This is a genomic window from Colwellia sp. BRX8-5, from assembly GCF_014077325.1.
Lineage (GTDB): Bacteria > Pseudomonadota > Gammaproteobacteria > Enterobacterales > Alteromonadaceae > Colwellia_A.
Map to the genome: position 1 here is coordinate 25,586 of NZ_JACGVR010000007.1, position 13,673 is coordinate 39,258.

General features: G+C 38.7%; 10 protein-coding genes. 3 read left to right on the top strand and 7 right to left on the bottom strand.

Features of this window, described 5'->3' with window-relative positions; all coding sequences use genetic code 11:
• Positions 1–81: 81 nt before the first annotated feature.
• From H4J62_RS06910 to hutC, 6 genes are all read right to left on the bottom strand, one after another.
• Positions 82–1,026: an SPFH domain-containing protein gene (locus H4J62_RS06910; RefSeq protein WP_259364904.1), complete on the bottom strand. Its 945-nt coding sequence runs from the start codon at positions 1,024–1,026 to the stop codon at positions 82–84.
• On the bottom strand, positions 1,026–1,943 hold the full coding sequence (locus H4J62_RS06915; RefSeq protein WP_070375014.1) for a slipin family protein: 918 nt from the start codon (positions 1,941–1,943) through the stop codon (positions 1,026–1,028). Before H4J62_RS06915 ends, H4J62_RS06910 begins: the two co-directional genes overlap by 1 nt.
• 44 nt (positions 1,944–1,987) lie before the next feature.
• Positions 1,988–2,440 (bottom strand): NfeD family protein, encoded by a 453-nt coding sequence (locus H4J62_RS06920; protein WP_182214770.1) that lies wholly within the window; start codon positions 2,438–2,440, stop codon positions 1,988–1,990.
• A gap of 497 nt (positions 2,441–2,937) precedes the next feature.
• Entirely contained in the window at positions 2,938–4,482 is a 1,545-nt protein-coding gene (hutH, locus tag H4J62_RS06925; RefSeq protein ID WP_182214769.1) for a histidine ammonia-lyase, read from the bottom strand.
• A gap of 88 nt (positions 4,483–4,570) precedes the next feature.
• Complete coding sequence (gene hutU / locus H4J62_RS06930) at positions 4,571–6,253, bottom strand: urocanate hydratase (protein WP_310733506.1); 1,683 nt, start codon at positions 6,251–6,253, stop codon at positions 4,571–4,573.
• 64 nt (positions 6,254–6,317) lie between these two features.
• Positions 6,318–7,040: a histidine utilization repressor gene (hutC, locus tag H4J62_RS06935; RefSeq protein ID WP_182214766.1), complete on the bottom strand. Its 723-nt coding sequence runs from the start codon at positions 7,038–7,040 to the stop codon at positions 6,318–6,320.
• Between the two features lie 236 nt (positions 7,041–7,276).
• Between hutC and hutI the strand changes: the two genes are divergently transcribed.
• Together hutI and H4J62_RS06945 are read left to right on the top strand one after the other, a co-directional pair.
• Positions 7,277–8,509, top strand: a complete 1,233-nt coding sequence (gene hutI / locus H4J62_RS06940) for an imidazolonepropionase (protein ID WP_182214764.1) — start codon at positions 7,277–7,279, stop codon at positions 8,507–8,509.
• Between the two features lie 240 nt (positions 8,510–8,749).
• Positions 8,750–10,849: an EAL domain-containing protein gene (locus tag H4J62_RS06945; RefSeq protein WP_182214763.1), complete on the top strand. Its 2,100-nt coding sequence runs from the start codon at positions 8,750–8,752 to the stop codon at positions 10,847–10,849.
• 51 nt (positions 10,850–10,900) lie between these two features.
• Here the strand turns inward: H4J62_RS06945 and rraA are convergent, their stop codons facing one another.
• The gene (rraA, locus tag H4J62_RS06950; protein WP_070375007.1) at positions 10,901–11,386 is read right to left on the bottom strand and encodes a ribonuclease E activity regulator RraA; all 486 of its coding nucleotides are present in this window, start codon (positions 11,384–11,386) and stop codon (positions 10,901–10,903) included.
• 249 nt (positions 11,387–11,635) lie between these two features.
• On the opposite strand from rraA, the gene H4J62_RS06955 reads away from it, so the two are divergent.
• On the top strand, positions 11,636–13,636 hold the full coding sequence (locus H4J62_RS06955) for a bifunctional diguanylate cyclase/phosphodiesterase (protein WP_182214761.1): 2,001 nt from the start codon (positions 11,636–11,638) through the stop codon (positions 13,634–13,636).
• Positions 13,637–13,673: the final 37 nt, after the last annotated feature.

The window sequence follows — 13,673 nt, forward strand, 5'->3', positions numbered from 1 at the left end:
GCCATTCATCTATCAAAGCACGTAGTTAAAAAGCGAGTCAACTACGTGCTTTATTTATTCTACTATTTTTAAGCTTAGCTGTTATTTAATACCTGATACGGCTAACCACTGGTTAAAATCAAGCAAGTTTGCCGGTAAAATAACTTTTCTGTTTGCCTGGCTTAAGCCTTGCATTTGCTGAAGGTACTGCTCGGTTAATTGTAAATCAAGTGCTTGTTGCCCACCCGGTTGCTCAATGGCAATCGCTATTTTAGTGATTGAATCCCCCGTTGCCTGCGCAATAGCAATTATTTGTGCCGCTTTACCTTCTGCAGAATTTATACGACGTTGTTTTTCACCTTCTGAAATATTGATCATTTCAGTCATTAAGCCTTCTGAACGGTTAATTCGACTCGCCTTATCTCCTAAACTTTTTGCTAGAATTGCCCGGCGTTCACGTTCCGCATTAACTTCTAACTCCATGGCATTTTTAACGGTATCAGGTGGCGTTATATTTTTTATCTCATAGCGATGAACACGTATTCCCCAACTTTCGCCTGCTTTATCTAATACTTCTACCACTTTAGCACTGATAACATCACGCTCTTCAAAAGTTCTGTCCAAGTCTAAGGTACCAATAACAGAACGCGTGGTGGTTTGTGCTAATTGCATCGCGGCAAAACGATAGTCAGTGATACCGTAGCTTGCTTTTAATGAATCAATGACTTCGATGTAAATAACGCCATCAACTTCAACATTTACTTCGTCTTTTGAAAAACATTCTTGTGGTGGTACGTCGATTGTTTCTTCTTTTAAATCTTGAATAAAAGCCACACGGTCAATAAATGGCAATAAAAGATGAAAGCCTGCTTCTAAGGTACAGCGGTACTTGCCTAAACGTTCAACGACATAGGCAGACTTTGTTGGTACTAAGCAAATAGCTTGTACGAATTTGTAGGCTAGAAAGAGAAATATAGCGCCCCAGATAGCCAGCACCACGATATCAAGGTTACTGCCACCCATATTACTTATAGTTTGCTGGATCATTATTTTGCTCCTTGAACGGTTTGCGTTACTTTGTCCATGCCTTCGAAAAAGCCTTCTAATTTCGCCATTTCAGCGGGCATAATTGAGACATCTGCAGTTTTTAAAATAGACCCAGTTTGTTTAATGAATTGCTCTAGTAAACGCATTTTTATCGCTTTGTCGCCACCCGGAGTCATTGACGCTTTGGCAATCATGTTCATGCCCTCTGCGGTGGCTTGCGTTAGTATTTCAATTTCTTTTGCAAAACCATGTGCTTCATTAATTTGTCGTTGTTTATCACCCTCTGAAATATTAATGGCTTCTTGGCGCTCACCTTCTGATAAATTTATTGTCGATTCTTTGTCAGCTTCAGCTAAAGTAATTTCAGCACGTTTTTTTCGCTCGGCTTCCATCTGTTTTTCAAGGGTATGAATGACATTAGCAGAAGGGGTGATATTTCTAACTTCGTAACGCAACATTTTGATGCCCCAAGGATCTGATGCTTTGTCTATTTCACGGACAATCGTTTCGTTAAGGGTGTCTCGTTCTGAAAACGTTTGTCCGAGTTTTAGCTTACCAATTTCACTTCGCATAGTGGTTTGCGCTAAATTTACACAAGCTCGGCGGTAATCTTCTATACCATAGCTGGCTTTGGCACCGTCCATAACTTGAATATAAACTAAGCCGTCGACTTCAATTTGAATATTATCGCGAGATATACAGCTTTGAGAAGGGATGTCTAAGACTTGTTCTCTTGTTTCATGACGGTAAGCGACACGGTCAATAAAAGGAATAAGAAAATGTAATCCAGGTTGCATTATTGCGCGAAATTTACCTAAACGTTCGATAATGCAAACTTCTTTCATTGGCACAATAAGGACCAGTTTGACAACAATAAACAGTAATCCAAGAAAGACAAAGGTGAGTGTGGCTAGCATAGGTTGCTCCCATATTTTTAGTTAGAATGATAGTTTTGTTGTTGTTACTTTATCGGTTCAACAACCAGAGAGATATTTTCTTTACAAACAATAGTGGCGTGACTACCTTTGGGTAACTCTGAACCGTCGCTCAGCGCGGTCCAAGTAGTGCCTTGAAATTCTACACGACCAGCATGAGTCCCTGGTCCAATTTTTTCTATAACCGTTACTTCTTTGCCATAAATGTCTAGTTCTTCATAAATATTTTCAACGGTATATTCACCACTGAAAAACCGCTCAGTGACAAAATAAAGTACAAATAGTAGAAATGAAGCAAGAATAAACCAAGTCGTTAAAGTCAGAGTCCAAGTATCGAGTAATTGTTGTTGTACACCAATAGCGACTAATAATGAGGCAATACCTAAATTTAAGAGGATACCACCGGGAACAAAAATTTCTGCGCAAGCAAATAATATGGCTAGAACAATCCACGTTTCAAATAAAAGTATGTACTCCACCGCTAACTCCTTGTCATTAATGCTTTAATAGATTAACAGGTTAAAAAAATATAGATACTGTTGTTATATTATTATGAAGAGGTAAAATTTATGATCACTTCTGTAAAAATAAAGTTAGCAAGTACGACATATTATGTCAAGTTTGTTGTTAAATTATATTTCCTAGTTAAGTCTAGGTTATTAGGTAACTCCCTTAAGTTAGTCTGGCTCTGATATTATTGTTTCAAAAATTGATATACAGGAAAGTATTAATAAGGTGAATGCGCGTACCTAGCAGAAATATACGTTGCTTTACTTTTTACATCCATGTGATCACAGCATACCGTTCATCCTGAACATTGCTGTTCTTTCACATCCATGTGATCACAGCATACCGTTCATCCTGAACATTGCTGTTCTTTCACATCCATGTGATCACAGCATACCGTTCATCCTGAACATATAAAGCCCATTAACTTTCATTAACGGGCTTTATTATTTAATATTTTTATTAAATACTAGAAGCTTGGTAGTATACCAGCAGGTATTAATTGATTTAATTCACCATCAGCAATAATATCTGAGGCTTCTGCAATATCGGGTGCAAAGTATCTATCTTTATCATAAAAGCTTACTTCTTGACGTAAAATAGCTTTGGCTAATTCAACTTTTTCAGCACCTTTAAGAGGAGCTCTAAAGTCTAAACCTTGCGCGGCGGCTAAATACTCTACGGCCAAGACACCATTGGTATTTTCTGCCATATCAGCTAAACGACGACCAGCAAAGCAAGCCATCGATACATGATCTTCTTGGTTAGCCGATGTTGGTAAACTGTCAACCGAAGCAGGGTGAGCTAACGATTTATTTTCTGATGCTAAAGCTGCTGAGGTCACCTGAGCTATCATAAAACCTGAGTTAACACCGCCGTTATCTACAAGAAATGGAGGGAGTTTACTTAAGTTTGCATCAATCAATAGTGCCATTCTACGTTCAGACAACGAACCTATTTCGGCAATGGCGAGGGCTAAATTATCAGCAGCCATAGCGACAGGTTCAGCGTGGAAATTACCTGCCGAGATAAAATCACCTTCATTTGCAAAAACCAGTGGATTATCCGTTACTCCATTGGCTTCGATATGAAGCACTTCAGCAGCCTGACGAATTTGTGTTAAACATGCCCCCATCACTTGTGGCTGACAACGTAATGAATAAGGGTCTTGTACTTTTTCACAATCAACATGAGAGCCACCAATTTCAGAGTTTGTATCTAAAACATAACGGTAAGCGGTTGCTGCATCTATTTGGCCTATTTGCCCACGTACTTGGTGAACGCGATCGTCAAAAGGGGCACGTGAACCTAATGCGGCTTCAACAGACATTGAGCCAATAACCACAGCAGCAGCAAATAAATCTTCAGCGTGAAATAAACCTTCCAAAGAAAAAGCCGTAGATGCTTGTGTACCGTTAAGTAGCGCTAAACCTTCTTTCGCGGCAAGTGTTACCGGTTCAAGACCTGCAATTTTTAAACCTTCAAGGGCGGTAATGACTTCACCGTCATGCGACATTTCACCTTCACCTAGTAAAGGTAAAACCATATGTGAAAGTGGCGCTAAATCGCCAGATGCGCCAACTGAACCTTTTTTGGGTACACAAGGATAGACTTCAGCATTAAGCAGAGTGATTAAGGCTTGGATGACTTTTAAACGTATACCTGAAAAGCCACGTGACAATGAATTGATTTTTAACACCATCATTAAGCGTACAGTGGCATCTTCCATATATTCGCCAAAACCCGCTGAGTGAGAAAGTACGATAGAGCGTTGTAATAATTCTAGCTCTTCTGTCTTTATGCGTGTGCTGGCTAATAAGCCAAAGCCGGTATTAATACCATAAACGACACGGTTTTCACGGATAACTTGTTGAACCGCTTCAGCACTTTGATGAATCGCATCAAAGGCACTCTCGTCAAGGCTATATTGAATACCTTCGTATTTAACGACGTTGCGTAATTGCGCTAGGGTTAATTGCCCTGGAATAATGTTTAATGTGCTTATATCTGACATGTATTTCTCGTTAATTCTAATTAATTCGTTAAATGAGTTTTCTTTAATGTGGCTGCATTAAGTCATTACGTCAGCCACGAAGAAAAAGTTACTTACCGTTAGCGCCTTCAATCATAGGTAAATCAAGGCCTTGCTCTATTGCACAATCAACGGCTATATCGTAACCCGCATCGGCATGACGCATAACACCTGTCGCAGGGTCGTTCCATAAAACACGGCCAATACGCTGTGCTGCTTCGTCAGTTCCGTCAGCAACAATAACCACACCTGAATGTTGGCTAAAGCCCATACCAACACCACCTCCGTGATGTATGCTTACCCAAGTAGCACCACCAGACGTTGAAAGTAGGGCATTAAGTAATGGCCAATCAGAAACAGCATCTGAGCCATCTAACATACTTTCAGTTTCTCGATTTGGTGAAGCAACTGAACCTGAATCTAAGTGATCTCGACCGATAACAACGGGGGCAGATAATTCGCCAGTTTTAACCATTTCGTTAAAGGCTAACGCTAAACGCGCACGGTCTTTTAAACCAACCCAACAAATACGTGCTGGTAGACCTTGAAAGTCGATACGCTCACGAGCCATATCCAACCAATTGTGTAAATGAGGATTATTGGGGATCAATTCTTTAACTTTTGCATCGGTTTTATAGATATCTTCTGGATCGCCAGACAATGCTACCCAGCGGAAAGGACCTATGCCCTCACAAAATAAAGGACGAACATATGCAGGTACAAAACCGGGGAAGTCAAAAGCATTTGTAACCCCTTCATCTAAAGCCATTTGACGAATGTTGTTGCCATAATCTGTTGTTGCAGAACCTGCCGCTTGTAAGTCGAGCATGGCTTGTACTTGTATCGCCATTGATTTTTTCGCCGCTTTTACTACAAAAGCTTCGTCTTTTAAGCGCATCTCTGCTGCGTATTCCATGGTCCAACCTTGTGGAAGGTAGCCATTTAATGGATCATGTGCTGATGTTTGATCTGTGGTTACATCGGGTGTGATACCACGCTTTACTAATTCAGGAAAAACGTCAGCGGCGTTACCTAATAAACCAACAGATATCGCTTCACCTCTAGCACATGCTTGGTTGATCATGACTAAAGCTTCATCTAGCGTTTTTGCTTTTTTGTCTACATAACGAGTTTTTATACGAAAGTCGATTCGGGTTTCATCACATTCAACCACTAATGCTGAGAAACCAGCCATAGTTGCTGCGAGAGGTTGTGCACCGCCCATACCGCCTAACCCACCAGTAAGTACCCACTTACCTTTAGCGCTTCCGCCAAAGTGTTGCTTAGCCATCGCGACAAAGGTTTCATAAGTACCTTGCACAATACCTTGTGAACCAATGTAAATCCACGAGCCCGCAGTCATTTGGCCATACATCATCAAGCCTTTTTTATCGAGCTCGTTGAAGTGTTCCCAATTACCCCAGTTTGGCACTAGGTTTGAGTTAGCAATTAAAACACGTGGCGCATTTGAGTGGGTTTTAAATACACCAACCGGCTTGCCTGATTGCACCATTAAGGTTTCGTCATCTTCTAAACGATTTAATACTTCAATAATTTTGTCATAGCAAGCCCAGTTGCGTGCGGCACGGCCGATCCCGCCGTAGACCACTAATGATTGCGGGTGTTCAGCAACTTCAGGGTCAAGGTTATTCATTAACATGCGTTTAGCCGCTTCGGTTAACCAACTTTTTGCGGTAATTTTATTACCACGATCGGCTCTGATCACTCGGCTTTTATCTAATCTTGGGTCTATTGAGGTATTTTCGATAGTCATGATATTTTCCTAACTATGGGTTGTAAAAAGGATGATTATTTCTTTAGAATTTTAAGTGACTGCCTAAACGATACTTATTACCCGGAGAGGTTAAGGTCGCTAAACTGACCACCCCTTTACTTGACCAAGTACGACGTTTCACTTGTAAACAAGGCATTGATTCTTCTATATGAAGTAATTGGCAAATATAGGCTTCTGCTAATACAGCTTCTATTTCGTGTGTTGCTTCTGTTAATGGTGCTTCACTTGATAAATATTCGTGAGGCGTTATTTGCGTGAAGTCTTGCTGTAAATAATTTTTTACTAAGTCGCTATTAACAAAACGTTGTTCGAGTTGAATCGGTTGATCATTTTCAAAATGCAGTACTTCAGAATAAAAAACTGACACGCTATTAATTGAATTAGTTTTTAAGTTAAGTAAAATAGCGATTTCTTCGTTAACAGCAACCGCTTTCAAGGTCAGCTGTTTAGCGTGATGTCGATGACCTCGTTCTTGAATTTCATCAGCGATATTACGAATTTCTAATAACGAAGACTGTGACTTAAACGTTGCAACAAAAGTGCCTGAGCCTTGCGAACGAATCAATAGTCCTTGCTCGGTAAGTTCTTGTAAAGCACGTCTTGCTGTCATACGACTTACTGAAAATTGATCCGCGAGTTCATTTTCAGAAGGGACTTTTGCATGTTGTTGCCATTCGCCAGATTCAATTTTTTGGCAAATATGCTGCTTTATTACGGTAAATTTTGCTGTTTTTACTTTAGTCATGTTAATTCGCTAGGTTTATTGTTTATAAGACTGTTGTCGTCTTAACGCTATAACTTGTATATACAATCTCATTTATTAGTGCTGATGTCAATAGTTGTATATACAAGCTTGCTTGTCTATTCTCTATCGCGTAAAGTAGCGTTATTAGCAATCAAACACTACGCTTATAATGCCGCCATCTTTTGATATAAACGCTGGTTAAAAGTTTAGCGTTAAAATCACCTTTTGGATCTATTATGACGATTAATTCTTCTGCTTGGCACACTCTCTTCATTAATGTAAATCTAGCGACTATGACTGATGGCGCTAACAGCTATGGTGCGATTGAAAATGGTGCTTTAGCAATAAGTGGAAGTAAAATTGCTTGGTTAGGCGCTGAAACTTCTTTACCCCCATATGATGAAAAATCAGTACGGGTTATTGATGGAAAAGGCAAATGGTTAACGCCCGGACTCGTTGATTGTCATACTCATATCGTTTATGGCGGTAACCGAGCCAATGAATTTGAAATGCGCTTACTCGGGAAAAGTTATCAAGAAATTGCTAATGCCGGCGGAGGCATAGTCTCAACAGTATCTGCCACACGCAAAGCCAGTGAAAGTGAATTATTAGCCAGTGCCTTACCCAGGTTAACTGCATTACATCAACAAGGTGTGACCAGTATTGAAATTAAATCGGGTTATGGTCTTGATACAGAAAACGAAATTAAAATGCTTAAAGTAGCAGGGCAGTTAGCTGAAAAACTGCCGGTTACTATTAAGCGGACTTTCCTTGGCGCTCATGCTTTACCTGTTGAATACAAAGATAATCCCGATGAATATGTCGACTTAGTCTGTGATGAAATGATACCCATTATTGCCGAAGGTAAATTAGCCGATGCGGTTGATGTTTTTTGCGAAAGTATTGGTTTTAGTTTAGTACAAACAGAACGTGTCTTTGCTGCGGCTCAAAAGCATCATCTACCGATAAAAGTTCACGCTGAGCAATTATCAAATTTAGGCGCTACCGCATTAGCGGCAAAATATAATGCGCTTTCATCTGATCATATCGAATTTTTAGATGAAACCGGTATTAAAGCCATGAAAGATGCAGACATGACTGCAGTACTGTTACCCGGAGCCTTTTATTTTCTTCGTGAAACACAATTACCGCCAATGGAATTATTACGCAAGTATCAAGTGCCAATGGCGATTGCTACCGATGCAAACCCCGGTTCCTCACCCATTCATAATATTCAACTGATGCTTAATATGGCATGCACATTCTTTCGATTAACACCGGCAGAAGCACTAGCTGGTGTTACTTGTTATGGTGCTAAAGCACTCGGTTTAGCTAATAAAGGTCAGCTTGCGCTTGGCTTTGATGCAGATATTGCCTTGTGGAATATAGAGCAACCAGCGGAACTTTGTTATCAATTTGGCGTAAACCCACTGAGTGAATTATTTGTAGCGGGTAATAAAGCCATTTAATTTCATTAAATGGGCTTATATTCAGGCGAAAATTTTTTCTGCGATAAGCCTAGTTAAAAACACCCTATACAAACTTCACTATATTGCTTAGTCTTAATATATACCCGTTCTACTTCAATACGCAGGTTCGTCTAATGGTGTTTAGCTATAAACCCCGTTTGGCATTGCAATAATTGATCTAATTTCCTAGTTAAACTCATCAATCGTATAGGTTTGTTGTCATTAGGTAAAAGGCTTTATATGAAACACTTTCGCTCGACGCGCTTATCACTCACTGGTTTTTTGATGGTAGTGTTAAGCTTGTTTTTATTTTCGAGTACGGCACAAGCCGCCTCTTTTTCTTTTACTGAATTTAATATTGCCTTTGTTTTGGGGTTAATGTTTCCTGTTATATTAATTATCGCCTTAGTTAAGCCCTTAAAAAACATTCGTCTTCGTTACCCCTTACTGATTTCTCTGAGTGTTTTATTGATGCTTTATGCCTTGGCTTATCCAAAAAGCTATCAAAGTGAATTGATACTTTCATCAGCCATGATTTTTTCTTCGGTGTTATTTTTTTTGCTACGAAGCACTTATTCTCAACCGGCAGAAAAAGTAAATTATTTAATCAATTTTATTGTTGTCGCAACAGCGGTATCTTTTGTTTTTAGTTTATGGTTTTTACCCGATATTGATGGTTATTTAGCCTGGCTGGCGGCAAGTTTACTGGTACTTGCATGTGCTGGCGTTACGGTGCTTTCATCAAAAAAAATTAAAGAGCCTAGTAGTGTGAGATTAACGGCACAGTGGTTTATACATCTTTGTTTCGTGGTTATTCTTTTCGCGTGGTTAAATGCTTTTATCAGTGTTGTTTGGTTAGTGTCGGCAATCGTTATTTCTTATCTAGCCGCTTTGGTCAATGGTTGTTGGTATTTAGTGCAAGCCATTCGCGTCGAACTTAATAATAGCGATGATATTCGTCAAAAAATATCAACAGCATATTTGTTAGACCCAGCAACAAATTTACCCTGTTATCAGCAAGCCTTAGAAAAACTAGACAATGTTATAAAGCAGAAGCCTAAAAGTCGCTTTGTGAGTATTGTTTTTAAGCCGGTAAACTTTCAAGCGGTTAACACCGTTTTAGGTCACCATAATTCTGATATTTTATTATTACAATTAGCGTATTGTTTACAGAAAAAAGTCGCTGAAAATATTTTATTAGTTAACTTTTCAGATGAACAATCACCGATAAAAATCGCTCGGCTACAAGGGTTACACTTTTTAGTCGTGCTAGATTTGAGTACTGACAACTATCCTGACCATACTAAAGTTGATCAGCTTTGCCGTGAGCTTATGGCTGCTGTGCCCAGTGCAATGAGTTTTAAAAGTTTTTCTCTCAATTTCGAATTGGCTTTTGGTGCTGCTTATATGGGTGAATACAGTCATAGTGTCAGTGAGGTTATTTCATTTGCTGAAGATGCCTTACTCGTTTCAGAACAAACTCAACAAGTTGTCAGTTACTTTGACCACAATAGTGCACTCTATACCGAACAACAATTACAGCGTATGGAACAATTAAAACAAGATATAGCCGATGAAAAATTACATTGGTATTTACAACCACAAATAGGTCTAGCAAATAAAAAAGTAGTAGGCTTTCACATGGAGGTGCATTGGTATTGCGGTGATCAAACACCGCGTGTACTCAACCAATTTGTCGATATTGCTGAGCATAGTGGCGATATCTATCTATTAACAAAGCAGATGATTGTTGAAGCATGTAAGGCCATTGCTCAATTACAAAAGGTAGGTTTTGAAAAGCCAGTAACCATTACCTTTGCTAGTAAAGAGTTACTTGAACCGGCATTAATTGACTACATTGTTTTGCAAGCTAAAGAATATAGTATTAATACAAATTCTTTAATTATCGAGTTTAAAGAAGCGCTAATTTTATCTGCTAGCCAAAGAGCAAAAGCGATCATTGATCAGCTGAAATCTTTAAATATAAAGATCGCGATAGGGGATTTTTCAGGCAGCTATGAATCATTACGATACTTACGAAAGCTGAGTATCCATCAAGTAAAAATTAATTGTGGCTTGTTGGGTAATAGTGATAATAATATTGAGAGTGGTAGCTCAGATAAGGCCATTATTAATGCGCTAATCAATTTAACCCGGGCAATGAAACTCCCCCTTATTGGCACCTCAATTAATAACAGTAATATTGAACAAGCATTTATATCAATGGGTGGTGAATATGCTCAGGGTAGATATTTAAGTCGTGGGGTTGTTTTTGATGAAATTGAAATTTGGACGCGACGTTGGCTCGAACAATATCCACATAGTGAGCCAGCTAAGTGAGCCCAATTTAAGTCAGTGGGCGTAACTTACTGAATATAAAGTCTAGATGATTTATTCAATGTCTAACGGCTCTGGTGACAAAATAATACCAGTATTGTCAGCATAAATGTGGTCTTCAGGGAGAAATGTTACCCCAGCAAAGTTTATTGCTAAATCACTTTCGCCAATATCTTGGTCGCTAGCACCGACAGGAATAGAGACTAAGCCTTGAATACCTAAGTCGAGTTCTTCTATTGCATCTACGTCGCGGACACTTCCATAGCAAACAATTCCTTCCCAAGCATTGTTAGCGGCCTGTTCAGCAATGTTAAAATCAATCAGTGCCCTACGTGTTGAGCCACCACCATCAATAACAAGTACTTTTCCTCGTCCATCTGTCGCTACAATTTGTGCTATTAAACCATTATTTTCAAAGCACTTAATGGTAACAACTTGACCACCAAAAGAGCTGCGCCCGCCATAATTACAAAAGATAGGATCAACAACATCAATAAGGTCGGCATAAATATTACAAAGCTCTGAGGTGTTGTATTCCATGATTTTTCCTTAATGCTATGATTGAATGCTTATACCTATGCTACTAAATTTTTGCTCACGGCAACAGTAAACATAAAGTGTGAAAAAATTTAATCGATTGGCTGTTAGTATAGCTCGATGTACAAACGTTGTGTGAAATATATTCAATGGTAAATAACCGTATAATCAGCAAATAATAATAGCGACTGTCTTGTATTGCTAAGCAAAAGAATATTTAATGGTCGCCCGCAACTTAATAGAGAATATAACATGGTAGGTGAGAAAGACTTTTATCACGGTCTATTATTTTCTGTTGAAGCCGTAGTTTTTGGCTTACTTGCTACATTTTTTTTGTTGTATTATCGGGGGATAGGTCGACAGTATGTTAGCTACTGGACGGTGAGCCTATTTTCTTTAAGTGCCCATCAACTTTGCCTTGCCATTGAAACCCAACTTACCGACCTCAGTGTTATCGCCTTAGAGAAAGTTCTTCTTACAGTAGGTATTCAAGTTAGTTTTTATTTTCATCTCTGCGCACTTTTACTCGGAATATATAGCGCAGTTTCAAAAAAAAATATTTCTAAAAAAATCACCAATAGCATCTTTATACTCAGTGCTTTGTTCGCACTAACGGCAACGTTACTCTATGGATTTGATGTTAACGAGGTTTATAACCGCTTTTACCTGCGAGAGAGTTTACCTGCATTTTTGATGGGCTGTAGTTTATTGCTAACGGCCTTTTATCTATATAACTTGCCAAAAAAATATTTTTCTGCACATATTTTTATTATTTATAGTCTTATTATGGGGGGCAGGTACGTTTTATTTTCCTTTCTTTCTATTGTACTTATCAATGAGTATTGGTTTAGGCCATTAGCAGAAGTACTGATTTATTTTGATTTGGGTGCCTTTACTTTATTAGCATTTACTATGCTTATTTGGATGCAAGGGGCAGAGCGAAGTATTGCGACCTCTGCGATGAATAAGGCTCAATATTTAGGTAAGCACGATTCATTAACCGGGGCGTTAAACCGACAACAAGTCATGGAGAAACTGCCTTTAATCATCGAAAAAACCGCCTGTAATCAACAAAATTTAGCGGTTTTTTTACTAGATATTAAAGGCTTTAAATTTGTAAATGATACATACGGGCTTAAGGTTGGGGATGCTATTTTAGGTGAAATAGCGCGTAGACTTGATGAAAGTATTTTTTTACCCCAGGTGGTTGGACGATTAAGTGGTGATTCTTTTACTTTTATTATTGATGGTGTTGACGAAAAGCAACAAGCGGCTGCAATAGAACATTTACACGGCTTAATAAGTCGGGCGTACCATATCAAACAACATAAAGTATTATTACAATGCTCTGTTGGTTATTGTTTATATCCTGGGGATGGGCTATTAGCTGAAGATTTATTGCAGAAAGCTAATTTAGCCTTAGCGCAAGCTGAAAGTCAAAATGTGGCGACGGTTAAATATAAAACGGGAATGCAATCGCATGGTCGAAGATTACTTGCCATGGAAAAAGAAATTCGCGATGGTTTTGAAAACAATGAATTTGTACTCTATTTTCAACCACAGCTTAACTTATTAAATAATCGTATAGAAGGCTTCGAAGCGCTTGTTCGCTGGCAACACCAAGAACGTGGTTTATTACAACCCGCAAGTTTTTTACCTGATATTGAATCGCTTAACCTGCTTAGTGAGCTAGACAGTTATGTGCTTGAACGAGCATGCCAAACTATTGCACGTTTGCAAAAAGAATATCATCGACGAGTGACCATAGCGGTTAATATTACCGCCGTTGAATTTCAAGATCCAAAATTGATTGAAAATATCCAAGCCTTACTTTTTAAATATCAAATAACACCAAGATGTTTAGATTTAGAAATTACCGAAAATGTTGTGATGACTGAAATCGCAACAGCAATGAATACCATTGTTATTTTGCAAAATATGGGCATAAAAGTTTCAATTGATGATTTTGGTACAGGGTATTCCTCATTGGCATACCTGCGTAAACTGCCGATCGACAAAATTAAAATTGATCGGAGTTTTATTGAAGAAGTCGCAAGTAATGATTCAGATTTAACGATTGTTAAATCTATGGTTGAGCTTTCTCATGGTTTAGGTAAGCGTGTTTTAGCCGAGGGAGTTGAAACCGAAGAACAACTAAGGGTATTACGCAACATTGGCTGTGATGCTGTTCAAGGATATTACATCAGTAAACCTATACCCGAAGAAGCATTGAAAAAATACTTTGCCCGATAATTATCATCTTATTATTTCATATAAAAAAACATATAAA

What these genes read in the sequence shown, in the direction of transcription:
- H4J62_RS06945 (WP_182214763.1), top strand. Translation starts at nt 8,750, where the DNA reads ATGAAACACTTTCGCTCGACGCGCTTATCACTCACTGGTTTTTTGATG.
- hutH (WP_182214769.1), bottom strand. Translation starts at nt 4,482, where the DNA reads ATGTCAGATATAAGCACATTAAACATTATTCCAGGGCAATTAACCCTA.
- rraA (WP_070375007.1), bottom strand. Translation starts at nt 11,386, where the DNA reads ATGGAATACAACACCTCAGAGCTTTGTAATATTTATGCCGACCTTATT.
- H4J62_RS06910 (WP_259364904.1), bottom strand. Translation starts at nt 1,026, where the DNA reads ATGATCCAGCAAACTATAAGTAATATGGGTGGCAGTAACCTTGATATC.
- H4J62_RS06955 (WP_182214761.1), top strand. Translation starts at nt 11,636, where the DNA reads ATGGTAGGTGAGAAAGACTTTTATCACGGTCTATTATTTTCTGTTGAA.
- hutC (WP_182214766.1), bottom strand. Translation starts at nt 7,040, where the DNA reads ATGACTAAAGTAAAAACAGCAAAATTTACCGTAATAAAGCAGCATATT.
- hutI (WP_182214764.1), top strand. Translation starts at nt 7,277, where the DNA reads ATGACGATTAATTCTTCTGCTTGGCACACTCTCTTCATTAATGTAAAT.
- H4J62_RS06915 (WP_070375014.1), bottom strand. Translation starts at nt 1,943, where the DNA reads ATGCTAGCCACACTCACCTTTGTCTTTCTTGGATTACTGTTTATTGTT.